15 protein-coding genes and 2 tRNA genes are annotated in these 20,188 nt (G+C 46.2%); 12 read left to right on the top strand and 5 right to left on the bottom strand.

All coding sequences use genetic code 11. The annotated features are described in order from the left end of the window. Window positions 1-18 precede the first annotated feature (18 nt). Window positions 19-95 (top strand) — tRNA-Met (locus FTT63_RS01305). 41 nt (window positions 96-136) lie between these two features. Here FTT63_RS01305 and FTT63_RS01300 read toward each other — a convergent pair. Then, entirely contained in the window at window positions 137-550 is a 414-nt protein-coding gene (locus tag FTT63_RS01300) for a hypothetical protein (RefSeq protein ID WP_225876425.1), read from the bottom strand. Between the two features lie 186 nt (window positions 551-736). Between FTT63_RS01300 and FTT63_RS01295 the strand changes: the two genes are divergently transcribed. Continuing rightward, window positions 737-813 (top strand) — tRNA-Met (locus FTT63_RS01295). A gap of 116 nt (window positions 814-929) precedes the next feature. On the opposite strand, the gene FTT63_RS01290 is transcribed toward FTT63_RS01295, so the two are convergent. From FTT63_RS01290 to FTT63_RS01280, 3 genes are all read right to left on the bottom strand, one after another. Continuing rightward, the gene (locus FTT63_RS01290; RefSeq protein WP_016659913.1) at window positions 930-1,202 is read right to left on the bottom strand and encodes a hypothetical protein; all 273 of its coding nucleotides are present in this window, start codon (window positions 1,200-1,202) and stop codon (window positions 930-932) included. A gap of 253 nt (window positions 1,203-1,455) precedes the next feature. Next, window positions 1,456-3,081 (bottom strand): NAD+ synthase, encoded by a 1,626-nt coding sequence (locus tag FTT63_RS01285; protein WP_005176221.1) that lies wholly within the window; start codon window positions 3,079-3,081, stop codon window positions 1,456-1,458. A gap of 374 nt (window positions 3,082-3,455) precedes the next feature. Then, on the bottom strand, window positions 3,456-3,956 hold the full coding sequence (locus tag FTT63_RS01280; RefSeq protein ID WP_016659914.1) for a hypothetical protein: 501 nt from the start codon (window positions 3,954-3,956) through the stop codon (window positions 3,456-3,458). 154 nt (window positions 3,957-4,110) lie between these two features. Between FTT63_RS01280 and FTT63_RS01275 the strand changes: the two genes are divergently transcribed. From FTT63_RS01275 to FTT63_RS01255, 5 genes are all read left to right on the top strand, one after another. Beyond that, complete coding sequence (locus FTT63_RS01275) at window positions 4,111-5,613, top strand: AAA family ATPase (protein ID WP_005176226.1); 1,503 nt, start codon at window positions 4,111-4,113, stop codon at window positions 5,611-5,613. After that, window positions 5,601-7,064 carry a VWA domain-containing protein gene (locus tag FTT63_RS01270; RefSeq protein ID WP_163169961.1) on the top strand — a complete coding sequence of 488 codons (1,464 nt, stop codon included), beginning with the start codon at window positions 5,601-5,603 and terminating at the stop codon, window positions 7,062-7,064. The genes FTT63_RS01275 and FTT63_RS01270 overlap by 13 nt, the downstream gene beginning before the upstream one ends. Window positions 7,065-7,272: 208 nt before the next feature. Further along, window positions 7,273-8,229: a metal-dependent hydrolase gene (locus FTT63_RS01265; protein ID WP_127798968.1), complete on the top strand. Its 957-nt coding sequence runs from the start codon at window positions 7,273-7,275 to the stop codon at window positions 8,227-8,229. Between the two features lie 15 nt (window positions 8,230-8,244). Next, window positions 8,245-9,096 (top strand): SDR family oxidoreductase, encoded by an 852-nt coding sequence (locus tag FTT63_RS01260; RefSeq protein ID WP_127798979.1) that lies wholly within the window; start codon window positions 8,245-8,247, stop codon window positions 9,094-9,096. 175 nt (window positions 9,097-9,271) lie between these two features. Next, on the top strand, window positions 9,272-10,726 hold the full coding sequence (locus FTT63_RS01255) for an NAD(P)/FAD-dependent oxidoreductase (RefSeq protein ID WP_180191916.1): 1,455 nt from the start codon (window positions 9,272-9,274) through the stop codon (window positions 10,724-10,726). Window positions 10,727-10,845: 119 nt separating this feature from the next. On the opposite strand, the gene gltA is transcribed toward FTT63_RS01255, so the two are convergent. Further along, window positions 10,846-12,120, bottom strand: a complete 1,275-nt coding sequence (gltA, locus tag FTT63_RS01250; RefSeq protein ID WP_005176240.1) for a citrate synthase — start codon at window positions 12,118-12,120, stop codon at window positions 10,846-10,848. A gap of 1,020 nt (window positions 12,121-13,140) precedes the next feature. Here gltA and sdhC point away from each other — a divergent pair. From sdhC to FTT63_RS01225, 5 genes are all read left to right on the top strand, one after another. After that, complete coding sequence (gene sdhC, locus FTT63_RS01245; protein WP_005176242.1) at window positions 13,141-13,539, top strand: succinate dehydrogenase, cytochrome b556 subunit; 399 nt, start codon at window positions 13,141-13,143, stop codon at window positions 13,537-13,539. Beyond that, complete coding sequence (gene sdhD / locus FTT63_RS01240) at window positions 13,539-13,904, top strand: succinate dehydrogenase, hydrophobic membrane anchor protein (RefSeq protein ID WP_005176252.1); 366 nt, start codon at window positions 13,539-13,541, stop codon at window positions 13,902-13,904. Before sdhC ends, sdhD begins: the two co-directional genes overlap by 1 nt. Window positions 13,905-13,916: 12 nt before the next feature. Beyond that, the gene (locus tag FTT63_RS01235) at window positions 13,917-15,815 is read left to right on the top strand and encodes an FAD-binding protein (RefSeq protein ID WP_163169964.1); all 1,899 of its coding nucleotides are present in this window, start codon (window positions 13,917-13,919) and stop codon (window positions 15,813-15,815) included. A 14-nt stretch (window positions 15,816-15,829) separates the two neighbouring features. Then, a complete protein-coding gene (locus FTT63_RS01230; RefSeq protein ID WP_005176256.1) occupies window positions 15,830-16,540 on the top strand; it encodes a succinate dehydrogenase iron-sulfur subunit in 711 nt (236 codons plus the stop codon). Between the two features lie 817 nt (window positions 16,541-17,357). Next, the gene (locus tag FTT63_RS01225; protein ID WP_180191906.1) at window positions 17,358-20,183 is read left to right on the top strand and encodes a 2-oxoglutarate dehydrogenase E1 component; all 2,826 of its coding nucleotides are present in this window, start codon (window positions 17,358-17,360) and stop codon (window positions 20,181-20,183) included. Window positions 20,184-20,188 lie beyond the last annotated feature (5 nt).

The raw sequence follows: 20,188 nt of genomic DNA, 5'->3' as shown, positions 1-20,188 counted from the left end.
AATGCGCGCACAGTTTACGGCTATGTAGCTCAGTTGGTTAGAGCACCGCACTCATAATGCGGGGGTCACAAGTTCAAGTCTCGTCATAGCCACCATTTTTAAAGATCACATCCTTATGTGATCTTTTTTTTTGTCTTTAAAATCTGTGCTCGCAGTTGAGCTGCTGCACATCCAGCTTCAGCGTCTGCTGTAGCTGTTGAATCTGTTGCCAGCGTTGCTGCTGGTCGGCATAGACAAAAATTTTCTCATCGACCTGATCCAGTTTGGACACGGTAATTTTTTGTGCAGCACAATAACGGCCTTCATAGCGTTCCTGTGCAAGCGCCTGTTGTGCTTCAGGACTTAGGCGATCTGCGGTTAAAATCTTCTGCTGGCCTTTGGCATACTCGACCAGAATGCGTTTTTGCGGAATGGTGAACCAGAGATGACCATTAATAAATTCTGCGACATCGCGGCGTACCCCGTTATAGTCCACCATGAGTGGGGCAACCAGCTGACAGCCCGATAATGTCGCAACTAGCAGACTACTGATCCATATTTTTAACTGCATTGTGTTCAAATGATTGATCCTGGAAAGTTTCATCATAGTCAGCGAAAGGGTTTGACCCAAGTAAAAAATTGCAAATCCGGTTAAAAATTAATAAAAACGTCATGTTTTGCTTAAACAGTGTTCATTTGAGTAGATAAATATCTTGACGATAAAGTCCGAACTTTAGATAATGCGCACACAGTTTACGGCTATGTAGCTCAGTTGGTTAGAGCACCGCACTCATAATGCGGGGGTCACAGGTTCAAGTCCCGTCATAGCCACCATTTTAAAAGACCAAGCTCTCAGCTTGGTCTCTTTTTTTGTCTGTTCAAAAAGTCCAAAAAAATGTTGTGCAAACTCTCCGCGCAATTTAGATACCAGCGATGAATAAAATGCTGGCTTAGGAATTCAGCTGTTGCTGTACCCAGCTTAAGAATTCCTGTTTATGCGCAAGGGCCGGCGCTTTAGAACCATCAATCACTTTAGGCTTGCCATTAAATATACCTTTAAACAGATAAGACTGCCCAGCTTCAAACTCGATACTGCCTGTATCATGGATTTCGGCGAAAAACGCGTTCAGGCGCTCATACTGGCTATAGCGATGAAAATGCGGACGTTCAGTTAAATAATGATAAATCTGTTCTAAAGTCTGCAGGGTATTTCTTAGTGTCATATGAAATCCATTGCATCCAATTTTAGCTCATGCATATCTTGAACATAGGGTTAAACATAGACCGTTGTCTATCTGTTTTTAGTCAACCTAGACGATTCATTGATATTGGTTTTTTTGAATGACGTAGAACTCAAAAATATAGGATCGGTTTAGATGGCAGGGGAAGATGCGTATTCTAAGTAGCCTCATTCCAGCAGACAATAAAAAACCCCAAGACTGGCTTGAGGTTTTTAGGATGGATCAGATCAGGAGCTTATAGGCCCGGTTTCCAGCCATTGACCAGTGGGTAACGGCGTTCACGGCTAAAAGAACGTGATGTAATGCGTGGACCAATTGCGCCCTGACGGCGTTTGTATTCATTGCGGTCAACCAAACGCACCACTTTCTCAACCACAGCCTGATCAAAGCCTTTGGCAATAATATCGTCCTGACTCAAGTCTTCTTCAATATAGGCATACAGGATCGCATCCAGCACATCATACGGTGGCAAAGAGTCCTGATCTTTCTGGTCCGGGCTCAGTTCAGCTGATGGCGGACGGCTAATTACACGCTCAGGAATCACCGGCTGTTCGCTTATACTGTTCCGGTATTTGGCCAGTTCAAACACGATGGTTTTGTAGACATCTTTGAGAACCGCATAACCACCGACCATATCGCCATACAGGGTGCAGTAACCGACTGACAGTTCAGATTTGTTACCGGTCGACAGGACCAGGTTGCCAAACTTGTTGGATAAGCCCATCAGCAGTGTACCACGGGCACGGGCCTGCAGGTTTTCTTCGGTGGTATCAACCGGGCTATTGCCAAAGAATGGATACAGGGTTTGCATAAAGCTGTTCACAATCGAGTGAATTTCGGCAATACCAAAGGTCACACCCATGGTTTTGGCTTGTTGTGCAGCATCTTCTACACTAATTTGCGCGGTATAGGTATATGGCATCATCACCGCTTGCACCTTGTCTGCACCCAGGGCATCAACTGCAATGGCCAAGGTTAGTGCAGAGTCAATTCCGCCTGACAGACCCAGAATCACGCCCGGGAAACCTGAACGTTGTACATAGTCACGTGTTGCCAGCACCAGACCCTGATAAATTTCAGCCATGGTGTCAAGGGCTGCCGCCTGTTCACCCGTTTTATAGCGCTGTTGTTCGGCTTCATACTCCACCACAAACAGGCCTTCCTGATAGGTTGGCGCACGTAAAGCCAGTTCACCGTCTTTGCTGATCAGGAAGCTGGTGCCATCAAAGATCAGATCATCCTGACCACCAACCTGGTTGACATAGGCCAGGTTCAGATTCAGCTGTTTGGCCAGCGCAGTCATGGTATCAATACGGTGCTGTGGTTTACCAACTTCGTATGGCGATGAATTCAGCACCAGCACGGTTTCTACATTCAGCTGGGCCAGTTGCTGTACAGTGGCTAAAGACCAGACATCTTCACAAATCAGTACGCCAAATTTATGCCCCAAGTATTCAAAGACCAGATGTTGATGACCTTCGTTAAAATAACGTTTTTCATCAAACACGCCGTAGTTCGGTAAATTCTGCTTGTTATAAATACCCAGAATCTGGCCATCTTTCATTACCGCAGCCGAGTTATAACGCTGGCCATCTTCAGTTTCATTGACAAAACCAAATACCACGACGATATCTTTAATCTGGCTGAGCTGTTCAAAGGCCTTTTGCGTGCGTTTTTTGAGGCTTGGGCGTAACAGCAAATCTTCTGCTGGATAACCAATCAGAGAAAGCTCTGGGAAAATGATCAGGTCAGCCTGTTGTTTTTTCGCTTCATTTGCTTGTTCAAGCATTTTTTGCGCATTTGCTTCGAGATTGCCAATGTATGGAGAGAACTGTGCAAGGGCAATTTTAAAAGATTTCATTAATTTACGTCCTATTCCTATAGGGTTTTGAATACACGGGCTGCCGCTTGTAATTATGGTGATCGGGCAGCGGTGCATTCTGATACTAAAAAGTACTGCCGACTGGCTCAAGTATAAAAAGTAATACGCATACGACTTGATAAAATCTCATTTTGCAATGCAAAAAATCAGACGGGTTTATTTTATCTTAAATTAATTCAGATGCTAGAGCATATTCAGGATAATTGCATAGTAGCGGCAATTCGCGCCGTGAGAGAAGGCGCATAATGCTTTATTTAGTAAGCTTGAGTAACAAAAGCATGGGTTCGGTGAATCGGGCCTGATGGCACAAAAAACCGGCAGCTTGCAACATGAAAGCGCTATTGCAGCGCAGTTTAGGCCGGTGGATGCAGAATAATATTGTCAATCTTGTTTAAAAAAATATCGCGGGCAATATCGCCTTGCTGTTCAATGTTGTAGGCAAAAAACGGTTTACCGGGAATTAGCTGGTAACGGTAGGGATTATACCGCCCGGCAGACAGATAAAAAGCGGTTTGCAGCAGCGCACCTTTCAGCAGCACATTAATCTGCTGCTGATGCTGGTAAATATGTGTCATTTCATGAATCAGCACCGCCTGAAAGGCAAGCGGTGCCTGGCTATAATCTTCCCGGTACAATGGATCACGCACATGAATATAACCTTGCGGCGCCATCAGAATATGCGCCGGTTGCCAGGGCAAATAAGGATGATTCATGATGCTGACCCGGCTGTAATCAATCAGCTGCCCGAATACGCGCTGGCACAACGCAATTTCGCCCGGGGTTAAAGCCCGGCAGCGAAACTGCTCCAGTTTAAGCAGGCGCAGTAGCAGCGGTAACAGTTTCAATAACAGCATGGTGAAAGATCAGGTCGGGCCATTCAATTTTCCCAGTTATAACAAAACTGGCAGGCAGATATGTAGCAAAAATTTCATCTGCGGTGGCTTGCCGGTTTTTCTTCATTTCCGCAAACCGTTACAATGCAGTTTTTCGCGCAGGTTCAGGTATTCGATGAAAGCACGTATTCATACACTTATTTCGCAAATGTCCCAGCAGATGTATGAACGTGAACAGGTGATCGCACAAACCTTGCTGGCTGCTGTAGCTGGCAGTCATACCTTTTTATACGGCTTGCCGGGCACGGCCAAAAGCCTGATTTCCAGACGGGTTGCAGCCGCTTTTGAGGTCGATGCCTATTTTGAATATTTGATGAACCGCTTTAGTACCCCGGAAGAAATTTTTGGCCCGGTGTCAATTAAAGCCTTAAAAGAAGATCACTATATCCGTAAAACCGAGCATTATCTGCCCTGTGCCGATTTTGCTTTTCTGGATGAAATCTGGAAGGCCAGCCCGGCCATTTTAAATACCTTGCTGACTTTGGTGAATGAAAAAGTCTTTAAAAATGGCGAGCAGCTGCAGCAGGTGCCCTTAAGTGTGCTGATTGGTGCATCCAATGAAATTCCTGAACCGAATCAGGGACTGGATGCGCTGTATGACCGTTTTATTTTGCGTCTGGTGGTCGAACCCATTCAGCAGGCCGGCAATTTTCATCAGCTGCTACAAGCCAAACCGGGCAGTGCTCATTTACAGCTTGATGAATCACTTAAAATTACCCAGGCCGAGCTGGCCGAATGGCGCGAACAGATTCATGAAATTGAGCTGCCGGCTTTGGTATTACAGGTGATTGATCTGATTCGCCAGTATTTACAGCAGCATGTCGATGGCTTGTCGGTCTATATTTCGGACCGGCGCTGGCAACGTGTAGCCTATCTGCTCAAAGCTGCGGCATTTTTAAATGGCCGGCCGCAGGTCTTGGTCAGTGATCTGTATCTTCTGAAATCCTGCCTGTGGAATCAGCTGGAAGATATTCGGGAGATGCACAAGCTGATTGATCAGGCCATTCTGGAGATTGGCTTGCATGCCGATTTGCAATTGGAGTCACTAATTCAGCGCAAAGACGAGCTGGAACAGCAGATGCTGAACGCTTTTTACTATACCGATGATGTCTATGAAAGCTATCTGATTCAGGACAAGGAGTACTTAAGAGCAGTGACTCACCTGGATCATCATTATCAGGATAAAGTGCTGTATCTGTTATTAAATAAAATGGACAGCAAACAGGATTTCTTTGCTGTGGATGCTTCCGGTGAGGAAATTCGCGGCATCGTGTGTAACTTTAATGGCGGCCGGCTCTGTACCTTAAAAGGCGGCTATTATGGGCTGGAAGAAGTGGTCACACCGTATATTAAATACCCGAAAGGCAGCGCACGCCGTGTCATTGATGAAAAGTTGGTGCAGCAGTTGCGGGGAGAGCTTGCCCAGCTACAAAATGCACTGAGCAAAGATTTAGCCCTGTTACAGCAGCGTTTTAATGCCCAGTCAGCACATTTTGCTTCAGTCTTTGTTGCCGCCGCCGACAGTGCCCAGTTACAACAGCATGTGCAGCAGCAGTTACAGCGCTATCAGCTGCAACTGCAAGACTGCGCGCGGCTGGAACAGCTATGTCAAGGCTAGACCTGCAGCAGCATCAGCGTCAGCATACAGCGTTAGAGCAGTTGACCGGACAGCTGTATCAGGAGCTGGCCGATTCCTCCTTAAAACACTGGCTGGATGATCAGAAAGTCAGTCAGCATCTGGATGATAAAGTCCGGGCCTGGGCCTATCAGGCCAAATCCAGTCTCGATCAGCAGCATCCTTATAGGGAAGTGCAGCAGCAACTGGAACACTGGCTGGCGCAGCCCTCCATCAATAGCGCCGAGTTTCAGCAGATGCAGGTGCAATATCAGGATTTTCAGGCTCAGCTGGGGCTGCCTGATTTAAGCCCGTTTTGGACTCAAAGCGCTACTTTCTCTGCCGGACAGCGCGAGCTACAGGCACAGTTATTAACAGAAAAATGGCAACGTAAACTGACCGAAGCCATTGCTCATTGGGAATTTGAGCAGCTGGCCTTGCAGCGGGATGCTTTTCTGGATGAGATTCGCGATTTTCTCAGCCAGATGCAGCGACTGGCCAAATACAAAGATGCCACCGGCATCGAAACCGGTATTTTTATTGACTATTCCAGAGGCCAGTTACAACCACAGGATATCCAGCAGTTTGAGCAATGGGCCAGCTATTTGCAGGAGGATCGTGAGCTGCAAGCCTTGTGTCAGAAAATCGGTTCTGCCCAGCCTGCACATTATCCGCGCCAGGCCGTGCAGCAGCATCGGCCAGAGCAGGAGCTGGAATTGCTGGAGCAGCACTGGCATGAAGAAATTACCGGTATTCAGCTGGCGCAGGATTTGAATCTGGCGCTGCCGAGCGAGCTGGCCTTACTGGCCGATCCTGATCTGGCTATTTTATTTGACCTGAAATATCTGGAATCCAACCTGATGAGCTTTAACCTGCAAGGTCAGCACAGCAGTCGGGTAATTCAGGATCAAACAGCACGGCATAAGCGTCTGGGGCAAAAAGGCCCGATGATTTTGTGTCTGGACACCAGCGGTTCCATGCACGGTCAGCCGGAGCTGATTGCCAAAGCCATGAGTCTGTATCTGGCGATTCAGGCCATGAAAGCCAAACGCCCGATGTATTTAATTAACTTCTCGACCCAGCTGACCAGCTTGAATTTACTCGAAGGCTATTCGCTGGATGATCTGATTCACTTTCTTAGCCAGTCTTTTCATGGCGGCACCGATGTTATTCCCGCCATCGAACATGCCCTGTCGATGCTGGCCCAGCCAAATTTTCACAATGCCGATGTGCTGGTGGTGTCCGATTTCATCATGGGGCAGTTACCGACAGAACTGATGGCCCAAGTCGAGCAGCAGAAACAGCAGGGCACCGGTTTTTATGCGGTAGCGATTGGTAACTTCCGTTTTGAACATCTGAATCAGGGCCTGTTCGATCATCAGTGGATTTATCAGTCCAAAGAACGCAAAGTGCGTTATCTGCCCAGTAACCGCAGTGACAGAGTGTCCAAATAGGCGCTGACCCCAATTGACAAGGAAATGAGCTCTGCAGAAAAAAGTGTGAGCAAATTGTCAGACAATATTTTTAAAGTCACGATTTGCCAATTTTATGACGATTTTGGCAACTGGTTTCAATGCAGGGCTGGCTTAGTTTTGGTCTCATTCAGGTCGATGACCACGGTGTCTTGACCTGGCTCAAATGGACAAAACAAAGAGAATAGCCATGCAGATTGCTCAGTTTTTACCTCAGCCTGTTCGCCATTTTTTCAGCGCGACACCTTTTGATGCCGAGAAACAGTCGGCTGCCCTCCCAATCCGGCATATGAAATTCGACTTTAAGGCCGAAGAAATAGATCCCAAATTTTACTTGAATGCCGAACTGGCCAGTGCCTATTTTGCCTCGCTGTCGATTTTCCTGACCTATGGCGAAGATCTGGTGATTGACACCGCGCGTTATCATCGTGAGCTGTTAAATGATCCCGTGCTAAAACAGCGGGTCACCTCCCTAATTGGCCAGGAGGCGCTACATTCCAGATTGCATGAAGAACTGAATGATGCCTTTCGGGATGCCGATCTGCCGGTTGAGCTGTTCCGTTCCTGGGCCAAATTCGTCTTTGATCACGGCTTTAACCGTTTGCCACAGCCGATGAAACTGTCACTGATGGCCGGTATTGAACATTTTACTGCGGTGCTGGCCGAGTACATGATGAATCATGAGGAAATTTTCTTCCAGTCGCATGATGAAAAGCAGCGTGCCATCTGGATGTGGCACATGCTGGAAGAATCGGAACACAAAGACATTGCCTATGATGTGTTCCAGTCTTTATCCAACAGTTATGGCTTGCGCATTGCCGGTTTCTTCCCGGCGCTCATCACCATCCTGGTGCTGATTTCCATTGCCTCGCTGCTGGTGCCGTTTTATCGCAAACCGTCTAATTTGTTTAGCCTGAGTTACTGGAAAGACCTGCCGCGTAGCATCAAGCTGATTTTTGGTCTGCAAGATGGCGTGTATGGCAGTAGCTGGGCGCATATTCTGGATTATCTGCGTCCCGGTTTTCATCCGAATGACCATGATACTTCGGCCTTTTTAGCCTATTACAAGGAACGTTTGCTGCATCCGGAAAGCGGGGTGTTAACGCCATATTTCGTCAAGGAATTTACCCCGGCGCTCAAAGTGTAAGGATGAAGAAGGATGATGGGATTATTTGCAAAAAAAGTGCGACTGAGCCAGCAGGCCTATGCGGTGGTGACCGGTGCAGGCAGTGGGATTGGACGCAGTTTTGCGCTGGAACTGGCCAGGCGTGGTGGCAGCGTGATCTGTGCCGATATCAATCTGGCGGCGGCTCAAGCAACCGCCAAGCAGATTGAACACCAGTTTGCGACTGCGGCCTTTGCGTTGCAATGTGATGTGGGTGTGGCCGAGCAGGTGCAGCAACTGGCTGAACAGTCTGAACAGCTGTTGGGCCATCCGGTGACTTTGCTGATCAATAATGCCGGTGTGGGGCTGGGTGGCAAGTTTGATGAAGTCAGCCTGGCCGACTGGCAATGGTGTATGCAGGTCAACTTATGGGGCGTGATCCACGGTTGTCATTATTTCGTACCGAAACTGAAACAGCAGGGTGGTGGTGCGATTATTAATGTCGCTTCGGCTGCTGGTTATACCGCAGCGCCGGAAATGACCGCCTATAACGTCAGCAAGTCCAGCGTACTGGCCTTGTCTGAAACCCTGTCTGCCGAGTTACGTGGCGCCAATATTCGCATCAATGTGTTATGCCCAACGCTGGTGCCGACCAATATCATGAAAAATGGCCGTTTGCCTGCGCATTATTCGGGACTGGCAGATCATTTGCTGACCCATCATGCCTTTGTCAGCTGTGAGAAGGTGGTAGCGCAGACCTTAAACAATTTAGACCGGGGCGAGCTGTATACCATTCCACAGCCAGATGCCAAACTGTTCTGGTGGTTCAAGCGTGCCGCGCCGCGTTTATATACCAAGCTGCTGGGTGTGGGTTATCCATTATTCAATAAATATGTACAAAAATCCTGAGTAGAAAAAAATGAAACAAGATGATCAAGTCACGTTGCAAACGGTCGCTGAGCCGGCCGATCTTGTGCTCAAAAAGCCTAGTCGAAAAGCCAAAAGTGCCAGTGCAGCATCAGCAAGGGCAGGGGCCAATCAGCCAAATTCTCAAACAACTGAGCAGCGCGGTAGATCAACTACTATGCCAAGCCGGATCTATGACACCATTATTATTGGGGCGGGTATTTCCGGTCTGGCAGCGGCCTATAAACTGAATCAGGCTGGCTATCAGGATTATCTGGTGCTGGAAAAAGCCGGCCGGGTAGGAGGCACCTGGCGGGACAATACCTATCCGGGTTGTGGTTGTGATGTGCCCTCGGCCTTATATTCTTTTTCCTTTGCGCCAAGTCATGGCTGGAGTCATTTATTTGCCAAGCAGCCGGAAATCCTGCGTTATCTGGAAGATGTGGCGACCCGTTTTCAGCTATATGCCAAGATTGAATTTCATAATGAACTGCAAGATGCACGCTGGAATGAGACTGAACAGATGTGGGAGCTCAACACCAGCAAAGGGCGATATCGGGCCAGAACCGTGATTTTCTCTACCGGCCCGATTACCGAGCCGCAACTGCCGAAAATTAAAGGCATCGACAGTTTTAAGGGCGAAATGTTTCATTCGGCACGCTGGAACCATGCCTATGACCTGCGTGGTAAACGCATTGCGGTCATTGGCACCGGCGCCTCGGCCATTCAGTTTATTCCGAAAATTCAGCCTCTGGCCAAAGAGTTATATATTTTCCAGCGTACAGCGCCGTGGGTCCTGCCAAAGCCTGATCTGCCTCTGAATCAGGTGATGAAAAGTACACTGGCCAAGTTTCCGGTCATCCAGCAGCGTTGGCGCGGTGCGGTATCGCAATCTTTGAATCTGATTAATTTTGGCCTGCGTCATCCACCTTTGTTGGAGCCTGTGAATGTACTCAGCCGGCAGCTGTTAAAATTACAGGTCAAAGATCCGGCTTTACGTCAGGCGGTTACCCCCAATTTTTCGGTCGGCTGTAAGTGTTTACTGTTTGCCAATGATTATTATCCGGCCTTGCAGGCCCCGAATAGCACTTTAATTCCGCATGGCTTGGTGGAAATTGAAGGCAATACGGTGATTTCCGCCAATGGTGACCGGCATGAGGTCGATGTGATTATCTGGGGAACGGGCTTTGAGGTGTCACATCCACCGATTGGTCGCCGTGTGCAGAATGCCCAAGGCCAACGACTTTCCGAGCTGTGGCAGAGCAGTTCACCCGAAGCCTTTTTGGGCACCAGTATCCAGCATTTACCCAATGCCTTTTTGGTGCTCGGGCCGAATATTCTGGTCTATGATTCCTTTATTGGCATTGCCGAAGCGCAACTGGACTATATTGTCAGTGGTTTATTGCAAATGAAAGCCAAGGGCTTAAAGCGCATTGAAATCAAGCCGGATGTGCTGAAATACCACAATGCCAAAGTACAGACTCATGTGCAGAAAACTGTGTTTAACCGTGGTGGCTGTCAAAGTTATTATCTGGACCAGAATGGTCGCAACTTTGCCGCCTGGCCGTGGTCACTGGCCGAGTTAAAGCGACGTTTACAGCGCCTAGATCTGGAGCATTATCAGGTAGCTTAACGTACTTTTGCGCTGAATATTGGCGTTGCCTCGGTCTGGTCGAAACGCGCATTTAGTTTGAATGTCCATAAAAAAACCACCCAAACGGGTGGTTTTTTCGTCGTTGAACGCGAACCGGATTAACGGTTGATGTCGCGTTGAACTTCGCCAGTGTAAAGCTGACGAGGACGACCGATCTTGTAAGGACCGCTGTGCATTTCTAACCAGTGGCTGATCCAACCAACTGTACGTGCAAGCGCGAAGATCACAGTAAACATTTCTGTCGGAATACCAATCGCTTTCAGGATGATACCAGAGTAGAAGTCTACGTTTGGATACAGGTTACGCTTGATGAAGTATTCGTCAGAAAGCGCGATACGCTCAAGTTCCATTGCTAACGCTAATTGTGGATCGTTGATACCTAATGCACCAAGAACTTCGTCGCAAGTCTCTTTCATTACTTTCGCGCGTGGGTCGAAGTTTTTGTAAACACGGTGACCGAAGCCCATCAGTTTAACTTCTTTAGTCTTCACTTTTTCCATGAAGCCAGCAACGTTTTCTACAGTGCCGATTTCATCCAGCATCTTAAGAACTGCTTCGTTCGCACCACCATGCGCAGGACCCCAAAGTGCAGAGATACCGGCAGCGATACAAGCATAAGGGTTAGCACCGGTAGAACCCGCTAAACGTACTGTAGACGTAGACGCGTTTTGCTCGTGGTCAGCGTGAAGAGTGAAGATACGGTCCATTGCTTTGGCAAGAATCGGGTTCACTTTGTAGTCACGGTCTGCAGGTGTAGCAAACATCATGTACAGGAAGTTTTCAGCGTAGCTTAAGTCGTTACGTGGGTAAACGAATGGTTGACCAACAGTGTACTTGTAGCTCCAAGCTGCTAAAGTAGGAATCTTCGCGATTAAACGGATCGCAGTGATTTCACGGTGGTTAACATCTTCGATGTCCAGGTTGTTGTGATAGAACGCAGATAATGCACCCACAACACCAACCATGATCGCCATAGGATGCGCATCACGACGGAAACCGTTATAGAAGCGGCTAACTTGGTCGTGAACCATGGTGTGGTTACGAACTTTCGCGTCAAACTCTTCTTTTTGCTCAGCTGTTGGAAGCTCGCCGTTTAATAACAGGTAGCAAGTTTCCAGGTAATCAGCTTTAGTCGCCAATTGATCAATCGGGTAACCGCGGTGTAACAGAACACCTTTGTTACCGTCAATGAATGTGATCTTAGATTCACAAGAAGCTGTCGCCATAAAACCAGGATCAAAAGTAAAGTGACCTGCAGCCAACACATCCTTAACGTCAATTACATCTGGGCCCAATGTGCCGCTGTAAATTGGTAATTCAATTTCTTTGCCATCAAGCTGTAAAACGGCTTTCTTGCCAGTTGCTTCAGACATTCAATAGATCTCCTGTCCTGGTGAATGTTGATCTGACTCGTAGTATCAATCTTTTAATGCGCGAATCAGACGGATCGAAAATTTGCTATAAGATTAGTGTGTACTGAAATTTTGTCAATTATACTTATGGATAAAAAGTGACGCTGACACAGCAGCTTAGTCAAAAAATATTCGTATGAAAAACTGAGTAAAATCACAGCACCGACGCGCTATAATAAGTCAAATTCCCGGACAGGTGCAGAAAAAAATAATAGGAATGCTTTAATTGTAAGCAATTTTTTAGCGTTAAAAGCTCTTGAAAAGCCAGGCTGCTGGAATTTTAAGCTTTCCGAAATGTATCTGTTTTTCATAACTTAGCTGGGCTTTGCCGGTTCTGCTGCTGCTTTGTTATTCATAAATAAAAGCGCTAAGTCTGTCATTTTTTTAGGTTTAACTGGTTAAAAAATAGCTGATTAAATCAGCCATTCAGCCAGTTAACTTGTTCTGATGCGCTGAAATTGCAAGTAAAGTCAGAGCAATCTGTCAGCTTTTGCAAGACTCAAAATCCAAATGCCGGCCTGAAGCGGGAAGCACGGGCAGGGCGCTGAAAATATTTCATGTTGTTTGCCTGATAGCAAATATTCAAGGAAAAAATATTCAGGCACCCAAAGATAAAGTGAAAAGATTCAACAATATAGTGTCTAGACATTTACTGTGCTGCTTTAGTCTAAATATTTCAGTCCGGTGAAAATTGCAATTATAGCTAAAATCAATAGCAGAAATATAAAATAAATTAATAAAAAACAGTGAGATGATGCCTTAAAGATGTATCCGGTTGATGTGTTTCATAAATTACCTATTTGTTAATGATTCTTATTTAAGGGTTTTTTGTTCAAAAAGCCCAGTGCGGTTGTTTGTATTTTAATAGTTGACGTTTTATAATTCAGTGTCGTTTTGAATATAGGCATTCGAATGCCTAGCAATGCCAGCTTTCCTTCGAATTAATTCCAACAAACTCCGGATGGAGTTTTTACTTACAGGATGCCCGCTGTGAAAAGCAACAGACCTGTCAATTTGTCCATGGGTCAAGTTTTATCAGTAAACTTAAAATCACCTGTGGCTATTGCATCAATTTTACACCGTCTTTCAGGTGTCATCGTATTTTTACTCGTACCGGTACTTCTTTGGTTATTAGACAAGTCTTTGTCTTCGCCAGAAGGTTTTGCAGAAGTACAGGAAATCTTTAACGGTTTCTTTGTCCGCTTTATCGTATGGGTATTTGTAGCCGGATTAATCTATCACTTCATCGCTGGTGTCAAGCATTTACTTGCTGACCTTGGTGTTGCAGAGGAACTGCAAAGTGGTCGTGTTGCAGCTACTATCGCATTAGTCTTGTCTGCGATTGGTATTCTCGCAGCCTTTGTATGGATTGTTCTCTAATGAAAAGTGCTACAGGTTTAACGGGTTCAGGTTCTCGCGACTGGTTTATCCAACGCGTAAGTGCTGTTGTTCTTGCTGTTTATACCGTTGTGGTATTTGGTTGGATTCTGCTGAATGGCGGATTTAACTTTGAACAGTGGTACGGCTTTATGATGACATTACCAATGAAGATTTTATCTTTATTGGCAGTCTTATCTCTTGTTGCACACGCATGGATTGGTATGTGGCAGGTATTCACAGATTACGTGACTACTCGTCAGATGGGTCCTTCAGCTTCAGGTTTACGCCTAGTGCTGACTTCAGCAGTGATTATTGCTGTTTTTGCATACGCAATCTGGGCAATCCAGATTTTCTGGGCGAATTGATAGGAAGATATCATGGGCGCGATTAACCCTAAAGAAGATTATTCAAATATTCCACACCAATTTTTTGACGCAGTCATCGTTGGTGGTGGTGGTTCAGGTATGCGTGCATCTTACCAACTTGCTCAAGCGGGTTTGAAAGTTGCAGTACTGACCAAAGTATTCCCAACACGTTCGCACACGGTTGCAGCGCAAGGTGGTATTGGTGCATCTCTTGGTAACATGCAAGAAGATAACTGGCACTACCACTTCTATGACACAGTTAAAGGTTCTGACTGGTTAGGCGACCAAGACGCGATCGAATTCATGACGCGTGAAGCGCCACAAGTGGTTTATGAATTAGAACACTTGGGTATGCCATTTGACCGTAACGCAGACGGTACAATTTACCAGCGTCCATTCGGTGGTCACTCTGCAAACTACGGTGAAAAAGCTGTGCCACGTGCATGTGCTGCTGCTGACCGTACAGGCCACGCGCTGCTTCACACGCTTTATCAAAGCAACGTGAAAATGGGGACTCAATTTTTCGTTGAATGGATTGCACTTGACTTAATCCGTAACGAAGCAGGCGACGTACTGGGTGTAACTGCAATTGACCAGGAAACAGGTAAAATTGCGGTATTCCAAGCTAAAGCGACGCTATTCGCTACTGGTGGTGCAGGTCGTGTTTACCGTGCCTCTACTAACGCGTATATCAACACGGGTGACGGTCTTGGTATGGCTGCTCGTGCAGGTATTCCATTACAGGATATGGAATTCTGGCAATTCCACCCAACAGGTGTTGCGGGCGCAGGCGTATTGTTAACGGAAGGCTGTCGTGGTGAGGGTGGTATCCTTCGTAACGATTCTGGTGAACCGTTCATGGAACGTTATGCTCCAACTTTAAAAGACTTGGCGCCACGTGACTTCGTATCACGTTCTATGGACCAGGAAATTAAAGAAGGCCGTGGTTGTGGTCCGAACAAAGACTACATCTTGCTGGATATGACGCACCTGGGTGCTGACACGATCATGAAACGTCTGCCATCTGTATTCGAGATTGGCAAGAAATTCGCGAACGTTGACTGTACCAAAGAGCCAATTCCGGTTGTACCAACAATCCATTACCAAATGGGTGGTATTCCGACCAACATTCATGGTCAGGTTGTTGTTCCAGAATCTCGTGAAACGACTCCACTGGTTGCCAACTACGACAAAGACACTGACACATATTCTACAAATGTGGAAGGTCGTGACTTTGCGAAACCTGTAAAAGGTTTCTATGCAATTGGTGAATGTTCATGTGTATCTGTACACGGTGCAAACCGTTTAGGTACTAACTCACTGCTTGACCTGGTGGTATTTGGTAAAGCGGCTGGTCAACATATCATTGAGTATGTAACTAAACAGCACGATGGCGAGTACGAACCACTACCTACAACTGTACTTGAAAACACGCTGAACCGTATTCGTAAACTTGACGAATCAACTTCAGGTGAAAACGCTCAAGAAGTTGCGGATGCAATTCGTAACATCGTTCAGGATCACGCAGGTGTATTCCGTACTTCAGCATTGCTTGAAGAAGGTGTGAAACAGATTCTTGCGCTTGAACCACGTGTTCGCAATATCCACCTGAAAGACAAATCTAAAGTCTTCAACACTGCACGTGTAGAAGCATTAGAAGTTGAAAACCTATACGAAGTCGCAAAAGCAACCTTGATTTCTGCTGCTGCGCGTAAAGAGTGTCGTGGTGCGCACACTGTTGTAGACTTTGAATTACCACCAGATCACCCGACTTATTCTTATGGTCGTCGTGATGATGAGTGGATGAAGCACACTCTGTGGTTCTCTGCAGACAACCGTCTTGAGTACAAACCAGTACGTTACAAGCCGCTTTCTGTTGCAGCTATTCCACCTAAACCACGTACATTCTAATCAGGAGAAACAAGATGAGTAGAGGTACTCGTACATTTCATATCTACCGCTATGATCCTGATAAGGATAAAGCACCGTACATGCAAACATTCAAGCTGGAATTGACTGATAAGCATCGTATGTTGCTTGACGCACTTTTGGCGTTGAAAGTACAAGACGAAACTTTAACGTTCCGTCGTTCTTGCCGCGAAGGTATTTGTGGTTCTGATGGTGTAAACATCAATGGTAAAAACGGTTTGGCGTGTCTTTGGAACCTGAACGATTTACCAAATGAAATCACCATTCGTCCATTACCAGGTCTGCCAGTGATCAAAGACCTAGTTGTTGATATGAATCAGTTCTACGACCAGTACAACAAGATTCAGCCATTCTTGATCAACAACCAGCCTGCGCCACCAAAAGAGCGTTTACAGTCTCAGGAAGACCGTGAGCACCTAGATGGCCTGTATGAATGTATTTTATGTGCATGCTGTTCAACTTCATGCCCATCATTCTGGTGGAACCCGGACAAATTCCTGGGTCCTTCAGCGCTGTTGAATGCTTACCGCTTCATCATCGATTCACGTGATACTGCAACTCAAGAGCGTCTGGCGCGTCTTGACGACCCGTTCTCGCTGTTCCGTTGTAAAGGCATCATGAACTGTGTGTCAGTTTGTCCGAAAGGTCTGAACCCAACCAAAGCAATCGGTCACATCCGTAACATGCTTCTGGATACTGCAGGTTAATCTGAACGCCAGTTTGGTGAACTCAAAAAAGCACATCTCCGGATGTGCTTTTTTTATGCTGCTTTATTGAACACTTGAGTGGGGTTGGTCTGATGAGATGCATTGCTGCATACAAACTGGGTATGAAAAGTGCAGGTGAATAGTTTTAAATCAATCCTCTACAAAAGTGTAATAGAGTGATGGTATTTTGTTTTAATACGCCCAGAAATGGGGCATGAGACTGCAAAAAGTGGTGCAAGATGTTATTATATAACGCAAGTTGAAGAGGGCAGATTGAAAGATGTGCTCTCTTTTGTTTTATGGAATAAAGAAGCCGTTGGACTTTGGTCTTAATTGCTTCTAATTATTAAATAAAGCACCATATGTTAGAGCAAAATATGTTTCTTGTATTTCGCCAATTTATAGGAGGTATACGTCAAAAAAATCAATTGAGAGTTGGAGATCATGTTACGATTAATAAACTTCTATATTTAAAAATTGAGGTTGAATTTATGTACATTTTTTCAACATTTAAAGAGATGTAGAAAGCCAGAAATTAGAGTAAACCTATTTAGAAAAGCTAATTTGCCGAATTAATTTTTCTAAGTCGATTTGCAAAAAAATTGCTCGGTTTTGGCCGAGTATAAAATGAGTGATGATGCCAATCAGGGCGTTATGATTCATTATTCACATTGGGTAGTCCTAATGTAGTGATAACGCCTCATGACAGTTGTCGAATGGGGACGAATGTCATGTTACCAATTTGACATTATCAATCATGGGTTTTGCTTAAAAAGCATCCTGAAAAATGTTTTTGCAATAGGAAATGGGTCCACAAATGCAAGAAGTTGCTGACGCTCTGCGTCTTGACACTGAACTTTCCGCTGATAGTGCAGCGTATATTGAAGAACTTTATGAGCAGTATTTAACGTCTCCAGAGTCAGTTGGTGAAGACTGGAGAGTGTACTTCGATAAATTCCCAAAAGGTGATCAACCTCATAGCAATGTACGTGAGCAATTCCTTTTATTGGGTCGCAACTCAAATCGTATTCAGTCTGTGGCTCAAAGCGCGGTAAGCTCTGAGCATGAACGTCGTCAAATAGGCGTCCTGCAACTGATCGCAGCGTATCGTAATCGTGGTCACCAAAAAGCAAAATTAGATCCGCTAGGTTTGGCAAAACGCGAAGAAGTGCCAGATCTTGATCTTGCTGCGCACGGTTTAACCAAATCTGATTTAGATACCGTATTCAACACAGGCAACCTGGCGATTGGTAAAACAGATACCACGCTGGGCGAAATGATTGAAGCGATGGAAGCAACTTACTGCGGTTCAATTGGTGCAGAGTACATGCACATTGTTGACACCAAAGAGAAACGCTGGATTCAACAGCGCCTTGAAAGTGCCCGTGGTCAGTATGGCTTCAATGCAGAACAGAAAAAACACTTCCTTGAGCGTTTAACTGCCGCTGAAGGTCTGGAAAAATATTTAGGTAATAAATACGTTGGTGCAAAACGCTTTGGTGTGGAAGGTGGTGAATCTTTCATTCCAATGGTTAACGAACTGATTCAACGTGCCGGTGCGGTTGGTTGTAAAGAAGTCGTGATTGGTATGCCACACCGTGGCCGTCTGAACTTGCTGGTTAACATCATGGGTAAAAACCCGGCTGACCTGTTTGGCGAGTTCGAAGGTAAATCTTTACACAAGAAAGGTTCGGGTGACGTTAAGTACCACCAAGGTTTCTCATCTAACGTAATGACCCCAGGTGGCGAAGTTCACTTGGCATTGGCGTTTAACCCGTCGCACCTTGAAATTGTTGGACCTGTGGTTGAAGGTTCGGTACGTGCCCGTCAAGTACGTCGTAAAGACATTGGTGGCGATGACGTATTGCCATTAATCGTACACGGTGATGCTGCATTTGCAGGTCAGGGCGTGAACCAGGAAACTTTCCAGATGTCACAAACACGCGGTTATACCGTGGGTGGTACTGTGCACATCGTAATTAACAACCAGGTTGGTTTCACTACCTCTGATCCACGTGATGCGCGTTCTACAGAATACTGTACCGACATCGCGAAAATGGTTCAGGCGCCAGTATTCCACGTGAATGGTGATGATCCTGAAGCGGTAATCTTCGTAACGCAATTGGCACACGACTTCCGTCATACTTTCCGTAAAGACGTAGTGATTGACCTGTTCTGTTACCGTCGTCGTGGTCACAACGAAGCGGATGAGCCATCTGCAACCCAGCCACTGATGTATCAGGTGATCAACAAGAAAGCCACTACACGTACTTTGTATGCAGACCAACTGGTACAACAGGGCGTATTAGATCGCGCTGCTGCAGACCAAATGGTTGAAGACTACCGTGCCGATCTTGAAGCAGGTAATCACGTTGCCAATGCGCTGGTTCTTGAACCGAACAAGAAAATGTTTGTGGACTGGACGCCGTACCTGGGCCATGAATACACTGACGAATGGGATACCACTTTCCCGGCTGAGCGCTTAAAAGAGCTTGGTGAAGGCATGCGTAAACTTCCAGAAGGTTTCGTGATGCAGCGTCAGGTGTCTAAAGTGATTGACGAACGTCTGAAAATGCAGACCGGCGAAATGCCGCTGAACTGGGGTGCTGCTGAAACTCTAGCCTATGCAACACTGCTAGATCAGGGTTACCTGGTACGTATTACTGGTGAAGACGTAGGTCGTGGTACCTTCTCGCACCGTCATGCCAAACTGCATAACCAGGTTGATGGCGAAACTTATATTCCATTGTGCCATGTGAAAGAAAACCAGCCGCGTTTTGCTTTATATGACTCGCTATTGTCTGAAATGGCGGTACTGGCATTTGAATATGGTTATGCGACCACTATTCCACACGGTCTGATCATTTGGGAAGCACAATTTGGTGACTTCGCTAACTGTGCGCAAGTGGTGATTGACCAGTTCATCGCCTCTGGTGAAACCAAGTGGGAACGTGTATGTGGTTTAACCATGTTGCTGCCACACGGCTTTGAAGGTCAAGGTCCGGAACACTCATCTGCACGTTTAGAACGTTTCTTACAGCTGTGTGCTGAAGACAACATGCAAGTGATTACCCCGACTACACCAGCACAGATTTTCCACGCTTTACGTCGTCAGGCAATTCGTCCAATCCGTAAGCCAATGATTGTGATGTCACCGAAATCATTACTGCGTCACAAGCTGGCAACTTCATCTCTTGATGAGCTAGCAACTGGTACTTTCCAGACTGTGATTGACGAAATCGACAGCAACATCAACAAGGCCGACGTGACCCGTCTGGTACTTTGTGGTGGTAAAGTGTATTACGACCTGCTTGAAAAACGTCGTGAAAAAGAATTGAACAACACGGCAATTGTTCGTATTGAACAGTTGTATCCATACCCAGAACAACGCATTGCGGAAATTCTTGAAGCTTATCCAAACGTGAAAGAACTGGTTTGGACTCAGGAAGAACCGAAGAACCAAGGTGCTTGGTTGTTCATCGCGCCGCGTCTATATGATGACGTGATGAAAGCTGGTAAACAGGTTCGTATCAGCTTTGCTGGTCGTGAGGCTTCTGCCGCTCCAGCGTGTGGTTCACCATATTTGCATGCAAAACAACAAGCTCAGCTCATCAATGACGCGCTTGCGATCGTAGCTGAATAACAGGA

Origin of the sequence: Acinetobacter sp. C15, from assembly GCF_013420645.1 — a bacterium.
Classification (GTDB): domain Bacteria; phylum Pseudomonadota; class Gammaproteobacteria; order Pseudomonadales; family Moraxellaceae; genus Acinetobacter; species Acinetobacter indicus.
This window is presented reverse-complemented; position numbering and strand designations above follow the sequence as displayed.

Coding starts and splice junctions, on each gene's coding strand:
- FTT63_RS01300 (WP_225876425.1), bottom strand. CDS start 550: ATGCAGTTAAAAATATGGATCAGTAGTCTGCTAGTTGCGACATTATCG.
- FTT63_RS01290 (WP_016659913.1), bottom strand. CDS start 1,202: ATGACACTAAGAAATACCCTGCAGACTTTAGAACAGATTTATCATTAT.
- FTT63_RS01285 (WP_005176221.1), bottom strand. CDS start 3,081: ATGAAATCTTTTAAAATTGCCCTTGCACAGTTCTCTCCATACATTGGC.
- FTT63_RS01280 (WP_016659914.1), bottom strand. CDS start 3,956: ATGCTGTTATTGAAACTGTTACCGCTGCTACTGCGCCTGCTTAAACTG.
- FTT63_RS01275 (WP_005176226.1), top strand. CDS start 4,111: ATGAAAGCACGTATTCATACACTTATTTCGCAAATGTCCCAGCAGATG.
- FTT63_RS01270 (WP_163169961.1), top strand. CDS start 5,601: ATGTCAAGGCTAGACCTGCAGCAGCATCAGCGTCAGCATACAGCGTTA.
- FTT63_RS01265 (WP_127798968.1), top strand. CDS start 7,273: ATGCAGATTGCTCAGTTTTTACCTCAGCCTGTTCGCCATTTTTTCAGC.
- FTT63_RS01260 (WP_127798979.1), top strand. CDS start 8,245: ATGGGATTATTTGCAAAAAAAGTGCGACTGAGCCAGCAGGCCTATGCG.
- FTT63_RS01255 (WP_180191916.1), top strand. CDS start 9,272: ATGCCAAGCCGGATCTATGACACCATTATTATTGGGGCGGGTATTTCC.
- gltA (WP_005176240.1), bottom strand. CDS start 12,120: ATGTCTGAAGCAACTGGCAAGAAAGCCGTTTTACAGCTTGATGGCAAA.
- sdhC (WP_005176242.1), top strand. CDS start 13,141: ATGCCCGCTGTGAAAAGCAACAGACCTGTCAATTTGTCCATGGGTCAA.
- sdhD (WP_005176252.1), top strand. CDS start 13,539: ATGAAAAGTGCTACAGGTTTAACGGGTTCAGGTTCTCGCGACTGGTTT.
- FTT63_RS01235 (WP_163169964.1), top strand. CDS start 13,917: ATGGGCGCGATTAACCCTAAAGAAGATTATTCAAATATTCCACACCAA.
- FTT63_RS01230 (WP_005176256.1), top strand. CDS start 15,830: ATGAGTAGAGGTACTCGTACATTTCATATCTACCGCTATGATCCTGAT.
- FTT63_RS01225 (WP_180191906.1), top strand. CDS start 17,358: ATGCAAGAAGTTGCTGACGCTCTGCGTCTTGACACTGAACTTTCCGCT.